This is a genomic window from Paraburkholderia sp. J69-1, assembly GCF_905220255.1.
Taxonomy (GTDB): Bacteria; Pseudomonadota; Gammaproteobacteria; order Burkholderiales; family Burkholderiaceae; genus Paraburkholderia.
The window spans coordinates 90,209-106,946 of the sequence record NZ_CAJMZG010000014.1 but is presented as its reverse complement, the minus strand read 5'-3'; the positions used below and the strand labels follow the sequence as shown (position 1 = coordinate 106,946).

Genomic DNA, 16,738 nt, shown 5'->3' with positions numbered 1-16,738 from the left:
GTGTCGGTCTATTAGCGTTGCCCCTGTGCGGGGCGGCACCTACTTTTCTTTGCAGCGGCAAAGAAAAGCAACCGTATTGAAAGTCAAGCATCGGTGGGGTTCCACGGTGTTGAATTGCGAATCATGGCGTTAAGCATGGTGAGCAGTTTGCGCATGCAGGCGGTGATGGCGACCTTGAACGGTTTGCCAGCGTGACACAGGCGGTCATAGAAGGCGCGGATGGCCGGATTAAAGCGCAGCGCCGGTATACATGCCATGTAAAGTGCGCGCCGTACGATGGCACGCCCGCCCTGCACGCGCCGCTTGCCGCTGTGATTGCCGCTATCGACGTTGAACGGCGCGACACCGGCAAGCGAAGCGATCTGGCGGCGCGAGAGTGAACCGAGTTCCGGCATGAAGGCGATGAGGGTAGCGGCAGCGCCTGGGCCGATGCCGGGCACCGAGCGTAAGAGATCCTCCTTCTGGCGCCAGGCGGGCGAGGCACGCAGGAACGAATCGATGTCATGATCGGCGATATGAAGTTGCTGCTCAAGCCATTTGATGTGCTCGCGCAGGCTTGCACGTGCGGCTTGATGAGCGCGCGTGAGGCGGTTTTTTCTGCAACGAGCATTTCGATGAGCTGGACACGTCGCAGCAGCAGGGCCTGAAGCTGTTCGGTTTGCTCATCATTGAGCGGCCGCACGGCGGGCTGTATCACTGCTGCGAAATGGGAAATGACGAGGGCGTCGATGCGGTCTGTCTTGGCCAGTCGCCCAGTGGCGCGGGCGAAATCACGGATCTGTCTCGCATTGACAGCGATGGCGGGCAACCGTGCGCGACAGAGGGCCTTGAGCACAGCGAGTTCGAGCTTGCCGGTGGCCTCCATGACGATGAGTGTGGGACTAAGGACGGCCAGTTGCTGGACAAGCCGGTCGATTGAGGGAGCGTCATTCCAAGCTGGTCGATTGAGGGAGCGTCATTCGGAACGCGCCAGGCATCGGCGGAGTTGTAGATGGCGAGGTCAAGAAAGTCGCCACTGACATCGATGCCGATATAGATCTGATTAGGCTGGTTCATCGCGGTACCCATACTTGCAGGAGAATTCGAGCTCGAGGCTCGGTCAACTGTCCGGGTTAAGGGGATGAAGGACAGATGCATCACGCTTTTCTGCGGGCTTGAAGACCCGGTAGGCAGACGAGCTATCTGTCCAATGTGGTGCCAACTGATCGGGCTGGCACCACAGGAAAGAATATACAAGTAGGCAAAAGAAAGCCGCTCACACCGCCAATGTGACGCAGTCCACAACCAGCCTTACACGGGGAATGGTATAGGGCCGTCCGGCATCTCGCGCCTTCAAAGCCAGTGACAAAGCCGTCATACATCCCGTTGCTCGCTGCGCGCGCAACGGTCGGGTTTGCCAGTGAAACCAGCAAACCTTCGGTTTGCGTTATGCCTCTCGGGGCGCGCAGCGCCCCTGGGTGTGCGGGCGCCTTGTCACTAGCTTTGAAGGCCCGAGGGACCGGATGCTCCTATACCTTTCCCCCTAAAAGGCTGTTTGTGGACTGCGTCATTCTGGCGTTTGTAGCGGCTTTCTTTTGCCTACTTTTCTTTGCCGCTGCAAAGAAAAGTAGGTGCCGCCCCGCACAGGGGCGACGCTAATAGACCGACACGAAAACAAGGAAATGCCAACAAAAAAACAAACAGAAAGAAATAGAAATAACAACCGAACGCCCCCCAAAAAACGCCCCCAACTCCTCCCCAACAGCCCAAAAAAATATACAAACAACCAAAGGTTATTTGAAAGCTGCGACCTGACCCGCTAAAGTCCCCCCCTTTCGCCGCCCAAGGCGACCGTACTCTAAAAACCGGACTCCGACATGCGCGCTCGCATTACCCGCCTAGCCGCCGCCCTGCTGGCCATCACTGCATCTTCGCTCGTCGCCGCAGCACAACCCACGCTGCGCATCGGCGTCGATGCGGAATCCTATCCGCCGTTCTTCTCCAAAGACGCTTCGGGTAGCTGGAAAGGCTGGGAAATCGATCTGCTCAATGCTGTCTGCACGAAAATGAATGTGCATTGCCAGCTCTCAGATATCGCCTGGGACGGCCTCGTCCCCTCGCTGCAAAACGGCAAGATCGACGTGATCTGGTCGTCGATGACGATCACGGGCGAGCGTCAGAAAGTGATCGACTTCACGCGTCCGTACTACGAGTCGCCCACGGTCTTCGTCGGCGCAAAGAGCGACAAGCGCAAGGTCGACTGCGCTGTGCCCGCGACGTTCAAGGGCCGCGTGATTGGCGTGGAAGCCGGTACGAACTTCTCGGCCTTCCTCGACGCGCGCTTCAAGCACGACGCGCAGATCAAGTCCTTCGACAAGTTCGACAACGCGCTCGCCGATCTGGTCGCCGGTCGTGTCGATTACGTGCAGGAAGGCAAGGGCCTCTTTACGGCGTTCCTGAATTCGCCGGACGGCAAGGACTTCGAGATCAAGGGCACCTGCAAGGATGATCCGGTGCTCGGTCTGGGCGTAGGCGGCGGTGTGCGTCGCGGCGATGCGCTGCGCGCGCGTCTGTCCGATGCCATCGCCCAGGTGCAAAAGGACGGCACGTGGGACGCGATCACCGCGCGTTACCCCAAGCTGCAAGGCACGATCGAAAAGAGCAACTGATTCCGTGCTGATCGATACCTCCGTCTTCGCGCTGCTATCGTTCGGTAACGGCGGTTATGGCCGCGAGTTCGCCGCGGCCTTCGCGCAGACGGTCGCGGTCGCGGCCGGTTCATTTGTTGTCGGCACGTTGGCAGGCTTCGCGGGCAGCGGCGCCAAGCTCTCGCGCCATGCGCCGCTGCGCGTGCTAGGCCGCAGTTACACGACCGTCGTGCGCGCGCTGCCCGAGCTGCTTTGCCTGCTGATCGCGTTCTATGCGCTCGCGCCCGCGCTGGAAAGTGCGTTGCACGCCGCGGGTCTGGTGTCGCCGGCGTTCGCGTTCGATCCGCTCGCGGTGGCGATCTGTTCGCTCGGCTTCATTCAGGGCGCGTATCTCACCGATATCTTTCGCGGCGCGCTGATCGCCGTGCCGGCGGGCCAGGTCGAGGCCGCGCTTGCGTTCGGCATGACGCGCGCCCAGGTATTCCGGCGCGTGCGTTTGCCGCTTGCCTTGCGGCTTGCGTTGCCGGGCGTGAGCAATGTCTGGCTCAACGCGACCAAGGACGCGTCCTATATCAGCGTGCTCGGTTCGTTCTCCGATCTGCTCAAGACGAGCCAGCTCGCGGCTGGCGCGACGCGTCATTATCTGTTCTTTCATCTCGTCACCGCTGCGCTCTTTCTTGCGCTGAGCATCGGCTCGATGGCCGTGTTCGGCAGGCTGCAAAAGCGCGTGAATCGCGGTGTGCGGCTGGCTTCGCTCTGATGTTCTCGTTTGCGTTCCTCACCGGCACCGTGCTGCCGAAACTCATCGAGGCCGTGCCCACCACGCTCTCGCTGACCTTTATTTCCGGCGCAGCGAGTCTCGTGATTGGCGTGCCGCTCGCGTTGGCCGCCGGCGCGCGTGGCTTCGCATGGCGTTGGCCCGCACGCGGCTGGATCACGCTGATTCGCGGCACGCCGCTGCTCGTGCAGATCTATCTGCTTTACTACGGCTTCGGTCAGATTCTGCCGCGCGAGTGGATGCGCGATAGCTGGGCTTCGCCGTTTCTGCGCGATGCGTACTGGTACGCGATCGTTGCGCTCGCAATCAACGAGAGCGCCTATGTGGCGACGATTCTGCGCGGCGCGATTGCGGGCGTGCCCGCGGGCGAAGTGGAAGCGGGCTACGCGTTCGGTATGTCGCGCTGGCGTGTGCTGCGCAGCATCGTCGGGCCGCGTGCGTTGCGGCTCGCGCTGCCTGCGTTGATCGGCGAAACCATCTTGCTGATGAAATCCACCGTGCTGGCCTCCACTATTACCGTGTTCGATGTGCTCGGCACCGCGAATACGCTGCGTTTCGAGACCTTCCGCGTTTATGAACCGCTGGCGGGCGCGGCCATCGTGTATGTCGCGCTAGTCGTGGCGTTCACCTGGCCTGCTGCGCTGCTGGAAAAGCGCCTCAATCGCTATCTCGTGCGCGAAACGCCGCATAGCAAGGGCAATGCTGCACGAAGCGGCGCGCGCGTCGAAACGATTGGCGCATTGCGCTGAGCGATTCGCCGAGCCATTCGCGCGCCGCAAACCCGACAACTTTCAGGCTACAACAATGATCCGAATTCTCGATGGCGGCATGGGCCGCGAACTTCTGCGCATGGGCGCGCCGTTCAAACAGCCGGAATGGTCGGCGCTTGCGCTGATCGAAGCGCCCGAGTATGTGCGCGCGGCCCACGACGCCTTCGTGCGCGCCGGTGCCGATGTCGTGACGACGAATTCCTATGCGGTCGTGCCGTTTCATATCGGCGAGGAGCGTTTCGCGCAGCAAGGCGTCGCGCTTGCGGATCGCGCGGGCCGTCTCGCGCGTGAAGCGGCCGCTGCAGCAGGCGAGGCGCGTGCCGTGAAGGTGGCGGGTTCGCTGCCGCCGGTGTTCGGTTCGTATCGGCCGGATCTGTTCGATGCCGAAAAAGCCGCGCCCTTGCTCGATGCGCTCGTGCAGGGTCTCACGCCGCACGTCGATCTGTGGCTCGGCGAAACGCTGAGTTCGATCGATGAAGCGCGCGCCGCTCGCCGTGCGCTGGGCGACGATGTGCGTCCGCTGTGGCTGTCGTTCACGCTCGACGACAGCGGCGATGTGCAGGCAATCGTCGAAGGCCGCGAGCGTGCACGGCTGCGTTCGGGCGAAACGGTGGAAGCCGCCGTCGAGGCGGCGCTGGAACTGGGCGCGCAGGCGTTCCTGTTCAACTGCAGCCAGGCGGAGATCATGCGCGCGGCAGTGGTGGAAGCGCGCGACGTTCGCGAGCGCAACGGCGCTGCGCTGGAACTGGGCGTGTACGCGAATGCATTCGAACCGGAGCGCGAATCGATGGCCGCGAACGACGGCTTGAGCAAGCTGCGCGCCGATCTCGAACCGCAAGGCTATGCGGAATTCGCGCGTTCGTGGGCGCAGGCTGGGGCGTCGCTGATCGGCGGTTGCTGCGGTATCGGCCCGGAGCATATCGAGCGGCTGGCAAGCGTGGTGCGCGACGGCGCCACGGCGTAACGTACGTTGGTGCACGCTGGCGCTCAACCCCCGTACACGTCCCGGATTTGCATGGCAGAATCGGCAGGCAGCCGATAAGACATCTAAAACATGCATTGCGGTTAGCGCCACCCAGGCAGAAAGACGTGGCGCGTCAAACGGGGGACGTCAGCCATGACGACGATAACGTTCGAAGAGTGCATCACGGGCACGTGGCGCGATTCAATCAGAATGGTCCGGCAGCGGCCATTGTTGATCGCCGCCACAACCGTGGCGATTTACTTTGTGCAATTCATGCAAAGCAAATTGCATCACGCGCCCAGACGACATTCCTTGTTGATACCGCTGCTCATCCTGGGCCTGTATCTTCTCAAGCTACTGGTCATGAACGTATTGGCCGTGCAGGCAATACGTTATGTGGTGCTGGGCGAATCTCATACCGGACTGCCCTTGGGCCGGAATCTCTGGCGTTATTACGGCGTCTCGCTCGGCTTTTGTCTCGCGTTTTTTCTGAGTATCCTGCTCGGTCCGCTGATTGCCATACTGATCCTGCGTTTCATCGGCATTCACGGCCACGGGCGCGCGCTTTCCATGACGCTGGTTTTTGCGGCGCTCATGCTGGCGGTCTGGATCAATTTACGGTGTAGCCTGGTGGGTTGCCACGTTGCGCTTGGGCGGCCGCTGAATCTGCGCGCGGCATGGCGCGACTCGCGTGGCAACGTCCGGCGCATCGTGGGTTTTCATTGTGTGCTTGCGCTTTCGTTATGCGCAATCCTCTTACCGACCGCTCTGGTCGGTGCGGTGGCGAACTGGGTGCTGGGCGAAAGCGGGGACAGTCCCGTGTTCAGACTCGTCGAGTCAGTGGCCTTCGGGCCGATGCTGATCGTAGCGGGAGCGGGCAGCGCGTGGCTTTACCGCCGCTTCGCGCGTTCATTGCTGGAATCGCCCGGCGCGCCTTCGGCGCAATCGCCGGGCTGATCGCTGCGCTATTTCTTGCCAAAGCCTTTCACTCACTCTATCGATCAAGCCGTATTCAGGAATATCGATAGCGCCAAATCGCCGGGTAATCTGACCACTCTTTGACAGACAACCCGGCCGGGCCTTTTTGATAATGGAAGCCTCAGGCTCCCACAATCAGGCTCAGCATGAACGCTCCCACAACGGCGTCGCATCGCAGCGGCGCGCCTGCCTCACACGCTCAATCCACGGCTTTCGTGCGGCTGCACGGCGTCAGCAAGCGCTTCCAGGTTGGCGGTCAGCCGCGCGCGATTCTCGCCGATCTCGACTTCGATATCCGGCGACAGGAATTCATTGCGATTCTCGGCGAAAGCGGCTGCGGTAAATCCACTTTGCTGCGTCTGCTGTGCGGGCTCGACGCGGCTTATGACGGGCAGATTCTCGTCGATGGCATGGCGCCGAAAATCGGCAACGACGAAGCGGGCGTGGTGTTTCAGGACCCGCGTCTCTTTCCCTGGCTCACCGTCACGCAGAACATCGCGCTCGGGCTCGCGCGTTTTCAGCTCGATCGCGCCGAGGTGCAGCAGCGCGTGAACGAACATATCGCGCTGGTGGGGCTCGCGGGCTTCGAGCAGGCGCTGCCGCATCAGCTTTCGGGCGGCATGGCGCAGCGCGTGGCGCTGGCGCGCGCGATCGTTGCGCGGCCCGCGTTCCTGCTGCTCGACGAACCATTCAGCGCACTCGATGCGCTCACACGCTCGCAGATGCACGATCAACTGCTGCGCATTCGCGCAGCCGCCGACCTGACGATGCTGCTGGTCACGCACGATGTCGAAGAAGCGGTCTACCTGGCCGATCGCGTGGTCGTCATGGCGCCGCGCCCCGGCCCGTTGCGCGCGACGGTGGAGATTGGCTTGCCGTATCCGCGCCATCGCGCCGAAACCGCATTCCAGCAGCAGCGCGAGCGCTTGCATGCGCTGCTGGGTCACGGCGCTCATTCGCATAGCTGAATGTGTGCTTTGGACTGTCAAGGCATAGACAGATATTCAAACGATGTCCCGGTAGCATGGTTGTAACGGTTGCGGCGCATTGAAGAAGCCACGATCTGAATGACGCGGAAACGCGCACGATCTCAAGCCGGCGCTTTCCATATTGATTCATAAGGATTCCTTTTATTGTCAGATGGAAAAATCATGTCGAAACTGAACGTAGTGGAAAGCGGCGAACTGTCAATTCATCCGGTCACGGGCCGTATCGGCGCGGAGATTCGCGGTGTGCGCCTCTCGGGCGATCTGCAACCGGCGGCGCTGGAAGCCATCAACGCGGCCCTGTTGCGCCATAAGGTGATTTTCTTTCGCGATCAGACGCATTTGACGGATCAGGAGCAGGAGTCGTTCGCCAAGCTACTGGGCGATCCGGTCGCGCATCCCACGGTGCCGGTGCGCGAAGGCACCGAATATCTGCTCGAACTCGATTCGCTGCACGGCGGCCGCGCCAATTCGTGGCACACGGACGTCACGTTCGTCGATGCCTACCCGAAGGCATCGATCCTGCGCGGCGTGACCAATCCCGAGGTGGGCGGCGATACCGTCTGGGCCAACACGGCCACGGCATACGACGATCTGCCCGACACGCTCAAGACGCTGGCCGAGCAACTCTGGGCCGTGCATAGCAACGATTACGACTACGCGGCGGCCGCCAGTTACTCGCGCAATACGCTGAGCGAACAGGCGAAGGCGGCTTACGAGCGTTATCGCGAAGTGTTCGTTTCCACGCGCTACGAAACCGAACATCCGCTGGTGCGCGTGCATCCCGAAAGCGGCGAGAAAACGCTCGTGCTGGGCCACTTCTTCAAGCACTTCGTCGGCCTGCCCGGGTCGGCATCGAATCATCTGTTCGAAGTGTTCCAGGGCTATATCACGCGCCTCGAAAACATCGTGCGCTGGCGCTGGCAGGCGGGCGACGTGGCGATCTGGGACAACCGCGCGACGCAGCACTATGCCGTCAACGATTACGGCGATGCACGCCGCGTGGTGCGCCGCGTGACGCTGGCGGGCGAAGTGCCGGTGAGCGTGGATGGCCGCTCGAGCGTGACGCGCAGCGTCGAAAAGAATCCGAAGCTCGCCGCCGCGGCTTGATGAAGAACGGCATGTCGTCGCGATTCGGCGCGGCGGCATGTGCATAAAAAGCGCTTATTTGCAGGGGGTTCCCGTGGCACGTCGATTTTCCGCACACCGTTTTTTCAAGTTTGTTAATGCCGTCTCTGTCGTTGCGTGTGCGCTGCTGGCACTGGTTTCGCCCACGGCTCATGCACAGAACGTGATCCGCATTGCAGTGCCCGATATCGGCGCCGCTTCGAAGCCTGCGGGCGGCGGTGTGGTCGACGTGCTTTACGCAAACCAGGCGCTGGAAAAAGCCTTCCTGAAAGACGGCGTGAAGATTCAATGGACTTTCTTCAAAGGCGCAGGACCGGCCATCAACGAAGCCTTCGCGAATCATCAGGTCGATCTGGCGTTTCTGGGCGATCTCGCGGGCATCATCGGCCGCGCGAATGGACTCGATACGCGGCTGATCGCAGCGCTCGCGCGCGATATCAACGGTTATCTGGCGGTGCAGCCGGGGCAGGGCATCAAGGATCTCAAGGACCTCAAAGGCAAGCAGATCGCACTCTTTCGCGGCACAGCGCTGCAACTCTCGTTCGACAGCGTATTGCGTAGCGAAGGCCTGACCGAGCGCGATTTCCGCATCGTCAATCTCGATCTCAACGGCGCGGCGGCGGCCATTGCTGCGCATCGTATCGATGCAGTCTGGGGGCCGTCGTCGCTATTCATTCTCAAGGATAAAGGGCTCGTCGAGATACCGGTGAGCACGCGTGGCCGCGATGGCGTCGGTACATTCAAGGCGGGGCTGGTGGCGTCGAACGATTTTCTGCGTGCGCATCCCGAGTGGGCGCAGAAGGTCGTGACCAATGTGCTCGCGGCATCGGATTGGGTGTCGGATCGCAAGAATCTGGATGCGTATCTGCAACTCGAACAGACCCGCGCGGGCACGCCGGTTTCGGTCTGGCGCAACGAGATTGGCGATAGCGATCCGGCCACGTTTTTCTCGCCGCTGCTCGATCCGTACTTCGTCAACGCATTCAAGCGCGATGTCGATACTGCAAAGCAACTTGGCATGATCCGCCAGAGCTTCGATGTCGATCAGTGGGTCGACGCGAGTTATCTGGATCAGGCGCTTGCGCAAACGAAGCTCGGCTCGCGCTGGCAACCTTATCGCACCTTCGGCGAAGTCGAAAAAACGGCAAAAGCGAATTAAAAGGCACCTATAACAACATGAAGGACCACCCGACGTTTTTCCGGCTGACGGTCATTGCCGCAGCGATATTCGCCTCCACGACGGCGTGGGCACAGGACGATGCCAGCGCCGCGCAGACCCAGAAAACCGACGCCCCGCAGACAAAAAGCGAAAACCCCGTGCAACTGAAGGAGTTCACGGTCACGGCGCGCCGTCGTGCGGAGAGCGCGCAGAAAGTGCCTGCGCCTATTTCGACGGTCAGCGGGCAGGAGCTGGAGCGTCAACGTCTCTATCGCATTCAGGATTTGCAGCAGACTTTGCCGAGCCTGAATGTGGCGTTTATCAATCCGCGCCAGTCGAGCATTTCGATTCGCGGCATCGGCAATAATCCGGCCAGCGATAATCTGGAGCCGAGCGTTGGCGTGTATCTCGACAACGTGTATCTGGGCCGCCCCGGCATGGCTGTGTTCGATCTGCTCGATATCCAGCAGGTCGATCTACTGCGCGGGCCGCAAGGTACGTTGTTCGGCAAGAACAGCACGGCGGGCGTGCTCAATATCTCGACGCGTCCGCCGCAGTTCCATACCGAAGGCTATCTGGAGCAATCGGTCGGCAACGACGGCTACGCGCAGACCAAGGCGCATCTGTCCGGGCCGATTTCGGAAACGCTGGCAGGCACGCTCGATCTGGAGCATACGCACAGCGACGGCAGCGTGACGAATCTGTACAACGGCAGTCAGTTGAATGGCGTGTCCAACTACGGCGTGCGCGGCCAGTTACTTTGGAAGCCTAACAATGATTTGAGCGTGCGTTTTATCGCCGATTACAACACGCAGAATTCGAACACCGGCGCGCTGCTGCTCTACGGCGTACCTACAGGCAGCACGTATTCGTCGCGCGCGGCGCTGCTGGGCGTGACGCCCGTGGCGAATCCCTCGCAGTTTCAGGTCAATACCGATACCACGCCGCACATGAACGTCCATCAGGGCGGCGTATCGACGGAAGTGAATTACAGGCTGCCGTCCGGCTATTCGCTCACGTCGATCACGGCGGCGCGCTTCTGGGACTTCTCGCCGACCAACGACAGCGACGGCCTGCCCGTGCCCGCCATCAGCAATGCGGGCGTGCGCGTGGACGATCACCAGATTTCGCAGGAAGTGCGACTGGCTTCCCCCACGGGCGGCCCGATCGACTGGGTGGTGGGCGCGTATTACTTCTACGAGCAAACCAACACGAATACCTTCACCGCGTTCGGCCCCGATGCGGATCTGTTCCAGTACGGCGTGAATCGCGGCATCCTCAACGGCGTGACCGCTGTTTCGCCGGCTTCGGTCGAAACGAATAGCGCCGCGCTGTTCGGCCAGGCGACGTGGCATATCAACACGCGCGCCGACCTCACGGCTGGCGTGCGCGGCACCTACGAAGACAAGACCGGTTACGTGAACCGTCTCGCCCCGACGGGCGGCGCGGAACTTAGCGGCTCCCTGCTGGCGCTGCGCAATGCGGCGGTGGGCGCATATCAATCGGGGCAACTGGGGCAGCACGGCATCAGCCCGTCGATGATGCTCAATTTCAGCTACAAGCTGACGTCCGACGTGCTCGCCTACGCGACGCTGTCGCACGGCGAGAAGTCCGGCGGCATCAACATGGCGGTGGGCTCCGCGCCCACGCTGGGCGCGAACTCGCTGCTGTTCGGCCCGGAGCGCGCCAACGATGCGGAACTGGGCATCAAGAGCGAATGGCTCGATCACCGGCTCGTGCTCAACGCGAATCTGTTCTGGACGCAGATCAACGGCTATCAGGCCACCACTTACGTGACGGTGCCGTCCAGCGGACTCGTGACCCAGGTGCTGGCCAACGGCGCGAATGTGCGCTCGCGCGGCGCGGAACTCGACCTGCGCGCGCGGCCCTTGCGCGGTTTGACGCTCGGCCTGAACGCGTCCTACGTGAACGCCACCTATAGCTCCTACACCAACGGCCCGTGCGCGGCGGAAACCACCATCGCCACTGGCGCGACCACCTGCAATCTCACGGGCAAGCCGGTTTCGGGCGCGCCGCGCTGGATCGCCAATCTGAGCGCGCAATACGAATTCCCGATCGGCCACGACATTGACCAGTACATCACCGGCGTGTGGTCGCTGCGTTCGAACCAGTACGGCACGCTCGACGATTCGCGCTACGGCCGTCTGCCGGGCTACGGCATCTTCAATCTCGCGACGGGCTGGCGCCTCAATAGCGGCGCGCACAAGTGGGATTTCTCGATCTGGGCGCACAACCTGTTCAACCGGCATTACTACCTGGCGTCGTTCGCGAGCGTGCAGAACACCTATACGGCGATGGCGGGCGACCCGCGCATGGTCGGCGCGACGCTGCGCTTCACGTATTGACCGACCCGACCGACCCGACCGACCCGACCGACCCGATTTTTCCTTGCTGCGAGGCCGATATGCTCAACACGGCGAATTCGACGATTCTCGACGATGCGGTTGATGAAGCCGCCCGCACCGCCCGCACCGCGCGCGCGGGCGGCCGGGCGATCTCCTGGTCCGCGCTGCTGCCGTGGGCGTTGCCGGTGTTCGTCTATCTGCTCTGGTGGAAGGCTGCGCAGGCAGGCTGGATGTCGGCGCAGATTCTGCCCGCGCCCGAACGGGTCTGGGAAACGGCGCGCGACCTGCTGCACGACGGTCTCGTATCGAATCTGCTGATCAGCCTGGAGCGGCTCGCGATCGGTTTCGTGCTCGGCACGCTTGGCGGTGCGCTGCTCGGCGCGTTGATGGGCGCGAGCGTGATCGCGGAAGAAACCATCGCACCGCTGTTCTATGCGATTGCGCAGGTGCCGCCGCTCGCGTTGCTGCCGTTGCTGATGGTGATGCTGGGCATCGGCGAGGCGCTGAAGATCGTGCTCATTTTCAAGGCCGTGGCGATTCCCGTGGCGATCCACACGCAAACCGGCGTGCGCGGCATGTCGTGGCGCTTGCGCGAAGTGGCGGGCGTGCTGCGCCTGGGCGCGTGGCAGCGCGTGCGTCTGCTGGTGGTGCCCGCCGCTTTGCCCGCTTTTCTCACGGGCGTGCGCCAGGCGCTCGCGCAGGGTTGGCTCACGCTGATCGCGGTGGAACTGCTGGCGTCGTCGGAAGGCATGGGCTATCTGATGGTGTACGGCCGCCAGATGTTTCAACTCGATGTGGTGTTCGTCTGCATCGTCACGATCGGGCTGACGGGTTTCGCGATCGATCAGGGCGTGCAGTGTATCGACCGCTGGCTCGTGCGCTGGCCGCATGAAGCGCCGGGCGCGCGCGTCGCGACGTCCGCGCGTGGCGGGCAACGTTACGCGCGCGGCGCCGTGTTGCCGGCGGCGATTCTCGCGCTCTGGGCCGTGGCCGCGCATCTGCATTGGGTCGACGCGAACCTGCTGCCCGCGCCGCGTGCGGTCCTGCATGGCGCGCTCGACGATCTGCGCAGCGGCGCCTTGCCCGTCGCGCTCGCCCAAACGCTCGCGCGTGCAGGCGAAGGTCTCCTCGCAGGCGCTGTCGCGGGCCTGACGCTCGGCATCGCCCTGGGCGCGGTGCCATGGGTGCGCCGCGCCTTCGGCCCGACGCTCACCGCCTTGCGTCAGGTCGCGATCTTCGCGTGGATTCCGCTGCTCACGGCCTGGGCCGGTCTGGGCGATCTCGCCAAGGTGATCTTCGTTGCGCTCGCAGCGTTCTTCCCCGTGGTGCTGGCGACCAGCCGTGCCGTCGAAGGTCTGCCGCCCGCGCTCGTCGAAGTCGCGCTCACGCTGCGCCTGAACGCCTGGCAGCGTCTGCGCTGGCTGATCGTGCCGGCGATCCTGCCGGGCGTGTTCGCGGGGCTGCGTCTCGCGCTCGTTTATGCGTGGCTGGGCGCGATTGGCGCGGAGTATCTGATGCCATCCGGCGTGGGTCTGGGCACGTTCATGATGGACGCGCAGCAACTCTTTCGCACGGACCGTCTGCTCGCCGCAGCGGTGACGATCGGCGCGCTGGGCGCGTTGTTCGGCTGGCTCGGCAGCCGCCTCGAAGCGTCGGCCACGCGCTGGCGCACCCGGCATTAAGCGCTCATCTGAATCGGCGATCACGCGACTGAACGATCAAGCGATTGCACACCACCTCATCGGAATCTCACACCATGTCCCAGCCTTCCCGCAAGCGGCCCAACTTTCTCGTGATCGTCGCCGACGATCTGGGCTTTTCCGACCTCGGCGCATTCGGCGGCGAGATCGCCACGCCCAACCTCGACGCGCTCGCCCACGCGGGCGTGCGCTTCACCGATTTCCACACCGCCTCGGCCTGCTCGCCCACGCGCGCGATGCTGCTGAGCGGCACCGATCACCACGTCGCGGGCATCGGCACGATGGCGGAGGCGCGCCCGCCGCATCTCGCCGATAAACCGGGCTACGAAGGCTATCTGAACGACCGCGTGGCCGCGCTGCCCGAACTGCTGCACGACGCGGGCTATTTCACGGCGATGGCGGGCAAATGGCACCTCGGCCTGACGCTCGACCGTGCGCCGTCCGCGCGTGGCTTCGAGCGCTCGTTCGCGCTGCTGCCGGGAGCGGCGAATCACTACGGTTTCGAACCGGTGGGCGAAGACGACGAGCAGCCGCGCCTGTTGCGTTCCACGCGCGGGCTTTACGTGGAAGACGGCCTGTACGCGGACCATCTGCCCGACGATTTTTACTCCTCCGACACCTTCGCCGACAAGCTGATCCAGTACCTGGGCGAGCATCGACAGCAGGCCGACGACCGGCCGTTTTTCGCCTATCTGCCGTTTTCCGCGCCGCATTGGCCCTTGCAGGCGCCCGCCGAAATCGTCGAGCACTACCGCGGCCGCTATGACGCGGGCCCCGATGTGCTGCGCGCCGAACGTCTGGCGCGGCAAAAAGCGCTCGGCCTGCTCGACGCCGAAGTGGCCGCTCACCCCGTCGTCGCGCCCACGCCCGATTGGGACGCGCTGACGCCGGAAGCACGCGCATTCTCCGCGCGCACCATGGAGGTCTACGCGGCGATGGTCGAACGGCTCGACTGGAACGTGGGCCGCGTGATCGAGCATCTCAAGCAGACCGGCGAATTCGACAACACCTTCGTGCTGTTCCTCTCCGACAACGGCGCGGAAGGCGCGCTGCTCGAAGCCCTGCCGATCTTCGGCCCGGACCTGCAACGGTTTATCCGCGATTACTACGACAACAGTCTGGAGAACGTCGGGCGCGGCAACTCCTACGTCTGGTACGGCCCGCGCTGGGCGCAGGCGGGCACGGCGCCTTCGCGGCTCTACAAGGCGTTCACAACCGAAGGCGGCATCCGCGTGGTGGCGTTTGCGCATCACGCGGCGCTGGCGCGGCGCGGCGTGGGCGACGCGTTCGCCACCGTCATGGACGTGGTGCCGACCGTGCTCGAACTCGCGGGTGTCGAGCATCCGGGCACGCACTGGCGCGGGCGCGACATCGCCGCTGTGAAGGGCCGTTCGCTGCTGCCGTATCTGCGTAACGAAGCCGATGCCGTGCACGACGCCACGCATGTGACCGGCTGGGAACTGTTCGGACGTCGCGCGGTGCGTCAGGGCGACTGGAAGGCCGTGTTCATTCCGGCGCCGGCCGGGCCGGGCGTCTGGCAGCTTTACGATCTGGCGCGCGACCCCGGCGAAACCCAGGATCTGGCCGATGCCGAACCGCAGCGCCTGCACACGCTGCTCGCGCATTGGGAAACCTACGTCGAGGAAAACGGCGTGCAGGCTTTCGAGTTCGCGCCGGCGTAACAAGCAAAGCGACAAAGCGACAAAGCGACAAAGCGCAAAACGGACGCGGCCTTAGCGCTGCGTCCTTGATATGGATAGCAAAAAATCATGGTTTGGGCCGGTGGGGATCGGATGCTCAAATGGTTTGCCCATCTCATCCCCGGAGAACCCATCATGGCCGCCTTAGCCCGCATAGCGGAGCGCTTCGCCGCGCCCGAACGGCGCGCGGGACTCGCGCATTCCACGGCTGTCCCGCCCGCGTCGCTTGCGACGCACGAGGCGCTGTTCCGGCGCGCGCTCGACCCGGTGACGCGCCAGCGCGTCATCAACGCGTTTCTCGCCAGCCCGAGCCTGCAGAACTGGTCGGCGGGCGCGGCGGCCACGCTCGTCGATGCGGGTTACGAAAAGACCTGGCTGCACGGCGAACGGGTGGTGCCGTATCAGGCCGATTGCAAGGAAATCCTCATCGTGCTGGCGGGCGCGCTGGAGGCGAGCTGGGTGAGCGCGTCGGGCGCGCGCGTGATCGGCGAATATATCCAGCCGGATTCGGTCATCAACATCATTCCGGCGCTGGACCGCAAGGGCTCGCTGTGTGACCTTTATGCGCGCGGGACGGTGCGGCTGTACCATATCCCGCGCGAGTCGATGCTCGATCTATTCGAGCACCAGCCCGCGTTGATGCGCGGCTTTTTCGAGCTGATCTGCTCGCGCAATCGCGAACTGAATAACCGCTTCCGCTTTTCGCGGCTGGCCGATTTCAGCGGGCGGGTGGCCGAGCGTCTGCTTAGTCTCGCGGATCGCTACGGCAATGCCGTGGAGGCGGGCGTCGAGATCGGCCTGAAACTATCGCAGGACGATCTGGCGGCGCTGCTGGGCGTGTCGCGGCAGAGCATCAACAAGGAATTGCGTTCGTTCGCCGATCGCGGCTGGATCGAGATCCGCTATGGGCAGATCACGATCGTCGACAGCGCGGCCTTGCTGATGGTGCGCGAGGCCTGCGAATAGTCGCGGCGGCGGAGCCCTCACACACAAACCGACACAAACCGACAAAGGACACAGACATGAGCACGATTTACGACATTCCCGTGAACGCCATCGACGGCGCGCAAACCACGCTGCGCCCGTACGCGGGCAAGGTGCTGCTTGTGGTGAACGTGGCCTCGAAGTGCGGGCTCACGCCGCAATACGAAGGGCTGGAAGCGCTTTACGAAGGCAAGCGCGCCGAAGGTCTGGAAGTGCTGGCGTTTCCCGCCAACAACTTCAAGGGCCAGGAACCGGGCACCGACGCCGAAATCCAGGCGTTCTGCACGGGCACGTTCGGCGTGAAGTTTCCGCTGTTCTCGAAGATTTCGGTGGTGGGCGACGACCAGCATCCGCTTTATCGGTCGCTTACGAGCGCGCAGCCGCAAGCGGCCGGCGACGGTGCGTTCCGCGCGCGCCTCGAAGGCTTTGGCATCCAGCCGAACGCCGCGCCGGACGTGCTGTGGAACTTCGAAAAATTCCTCGTGAGCCGTAGCGGCGAAGTGGTCGCGCGCTTCTCGCCGGATACGCCCGCTGACGATCCGAAGCTGGTTGCCGCGATCGAGGCGGAGCTGGCGAAGGCGGCTTGATCTTGCATCGC

General features: G+C 63.3%; 13 protein-coding genes and 1 pseudogene. 13 read left to right on the top strand and 1 reads right to left on the bottom strand.

The window, feature by feature from the left end:
- Positions 1 to 83: 83 nt before the first annotated feature.
- Positions 84 to 1,056, bottom strand: a pseudogene (locus U5A67_RS24670) (IS110 family transposase).
- Between the two features lie 800 nt (positions 1,057 to 1,856).
- Here U5A67_RS24670 and U5A67_RS24665 point away from each other — a divergent pair.
- From U5A67_RS24665 to U5A67_RS24605, 13 genes are all read left to right on the top strand, one after another.
- Positions 1,857 to 2,648: a transporter substrate-binding domain-containing protein gene (locus U5A67_RS24665; RefSeq protein WP_205980428.1), complete on the top strand. Its 792-nt coding sequence runs from the start codon at positions 1,857 to 1,859 to the stop codon at positions 2,646 to 2,648.
- A gap of 4 nt (positions 2,649 to 2,652) precedes the next feature.
- A complete protein-coding gene (locus U5A67_RS24660; RefSeq protein WP_321816371.1) occupies positions 2,653 to 3,387 on the top strand; it encodes an ABC transporter permease in 735 nt (244 codons plus the stop codon).
- A complete protein-coding gene (locus U5A67_RS24655) occupies positions 3,384 to 4,154 on the top strand; it encodes an ABC transporter permease (protein ID WP_321816455.1) in 771 nt (256 codons plus the stop codon). The genes U5A67_RS24660 and U5A67_RS24655 overlap by 4 nt, the downstream gene beginning before the upstream one ends.
- A 55-nt stretch (positions 4,155 to 4,209) precedes the next feature.
- A complete protein-coding gene (locus tag U5A67_RS24650; protein WP_321816372.1) occupies positions 4,210 to 5,139 on the top strand; it encodes a homocysteine S-methyltransferase family protein in 930 nt (309 codons plus the stop codon).
- Positions 5,140 to 5,502: 363 nt separating this feature from the next.
- The gene (locus tag U5A67_RS24645; RefSeq protein WP_321959746.1) at positions 5,503 to 6,096 is read left to right on the top strand and encodes a hypothetical protein; all 594 of its coding nucleotides are present in this window, start codon (positions 5,503 to 5,505) and stop codon (positions 6,094 to 6,096) included.
- A gap of 167 nt (positions 6,097 to 6,263) precedes the next feature.
- Positions 6,264 to 7,085 carry an ABC transporter ATP-binding protein gene (locus tag U5A67_RS24640; protein ID WP_321816374.1) on the top strand — a complete coding sequence of 274 codons (822 nt, stop codon included), beginning with the start codon at positions 6,264 to 6,266 and terminating at the stop codon, positions 7,083 to 7,085.
- 183 nt (positions 7,086 to 7,268) lie between these two features.
- Positions 7,269 to 8,213, top strand: coding sequence for a TauD/TfdA family dioxygenase (locus U5A67_RS24635; protein WP_321816375.1), 945 nt, complete (start codon positions 7,269 to 7,271; stop codon positions 8,211 to 8,213).
- Positions 8,214 to 8,394: 181 nt separating this feature from the next.
- Positions 8,395 to 9,390, top strand: coding sequence for an ABC transporter substrate-binding protein (locus U5A67_RS24630; protein ID WP_321816376.1), 996 nt, complete (start codon positions 8,395 to 8,397; stop codon positions 9,388 to 9,390).
- A 17-nt stretch (positions 9,391 to 9,407) separates the two neighbouring features.
- Positions 9,408 to 11,756 carry a TonB-dependent receptor gene (locus tag U5A67_RS24625; RefSeq protein WP_321816377.1) on the top strand — a complete coding sequence of 783 codons (2,349 nt, stop codon included), beginning with the start codon at positions 9,408 to 9,410 and terminating at the stop codon, positions 11,754 to 11,756.
- Entirely contained in the window at positions 11,753 to 13,438 is a 1,686-nt protein-coding gene (locus U5A67_RS24620; RefSeq protein ID WP_321816378.1) for an ABC transporter permease, read from the top strand. Before U5A67_RS24625 ends, U5A67_RS24620 begins: the two co-directional genes overlap by 4 nt.
- 74 nt (positions 13,439 to 13,512) lie before the next feature.
- A complete protein-coding gene (locus U5A67_RS24615; RefSeq protein ID WP_321816379.1) occupies positions 13,513 to 15,138 on the top strand; it encodes an arylsulfatase in 1,626 nt (541 codons plus the stop codon).
- A gap of 153 nt (positions 15,139 to 15,291) precedes the next feature.
- Positions 15,292 to 16,122: a Crp/Fnr family transcriptional regulator gene (locus tag U5A67_RS24610; RefSeq protein WP_321816380.1), complete on the top strand. Its 831-nt coding sequence runs from the start codon at positions 15,292 to 15,294 to the stop codon at positions 16,120 to 16,122.
- A gap of 56 nt (positions 16,123 to 16,178) precedes the next feature.
- On the top strand, positions 16,179 to 16,727 hold the full coding sequence (locus tag U5A67_RS24605; protein ID WP_321816381.1) for a glutathione peroxidase: 549 nt from the start codon (positions 16,179 to 16,181) through the stop codon (positions 16,725 to 16,727).
- Positions 16,728 to 16,738: the final 11 nt, after the last annotated feature.

Excerpts from the sequence above, each read along its gene's own strand:
- U5A67_RS24645 (WP_321959746.1), top strand. The coding sequence starts at position 5,503 with ATGAACGTATTGGCCGTGCAGGCAATACGTTATGTGGTGCTGGGCGAA.
- U5A67_RS24615 (WP_321816379.1), top strand. The coding sequence starts at position 13,513 with ATGTCCCAGCCTTCCCGCAAGCGGCCCAACTTTCTCGTGATCGTCGCC.
- U5A67_RS24605 (WP_321816381.1), top strand. The coding sequence starts at position 16,179 with ATGAGCACGATTTACGACATTCCCGTGAACGCCATCGACGGCGCGCAA.
- U5A67_RS24635 (WP_321816375.1), top strand. The coding sequence starts at position 7,269 with ATGTCGAAACTGAACGTAGTGGAAAGCGGCGAACTGTCAATTCATCCG.
- U5A67_RS24665 (WP_205980428.1), top strand. The coding sequence starts at position 1,857 with ATGCGCGCTCGCATTACCCGCCTAGCCGCCGCCCTGCTGGCCATCACT.
- U5A67_RS24610 (WP_321816380.1), top strand. The coding sequence starts at position 15,292 with ATGGCCGCCTTAGCCCGCATAGCGGAGCGCTTCGCCGCGCCCGAACGG.
- U5A67_RS24625 (WP_321816377.1), top strand. The coding sequence starts at position 9,408 with ATGAAGGACCACCCGACGTTTTTCCGGCTGACGGTCATTGCCGCAGCG.
- U5A67_RS24640 (WP_321816374.1), top strand. The coding sequence starts at position 6,264 with ATGAACGCTCCCACAACGGCGTCGCATCGCAGCGGCGCGCCTGCCTCA.
- U5A67_RS24650 (WP_321816372.1), top strand. The coding sequence starts at position 4,210 with ATGATCCGAATTCTCGATGGCGGCATGGGCCGCGAACTTCTGCGCATG.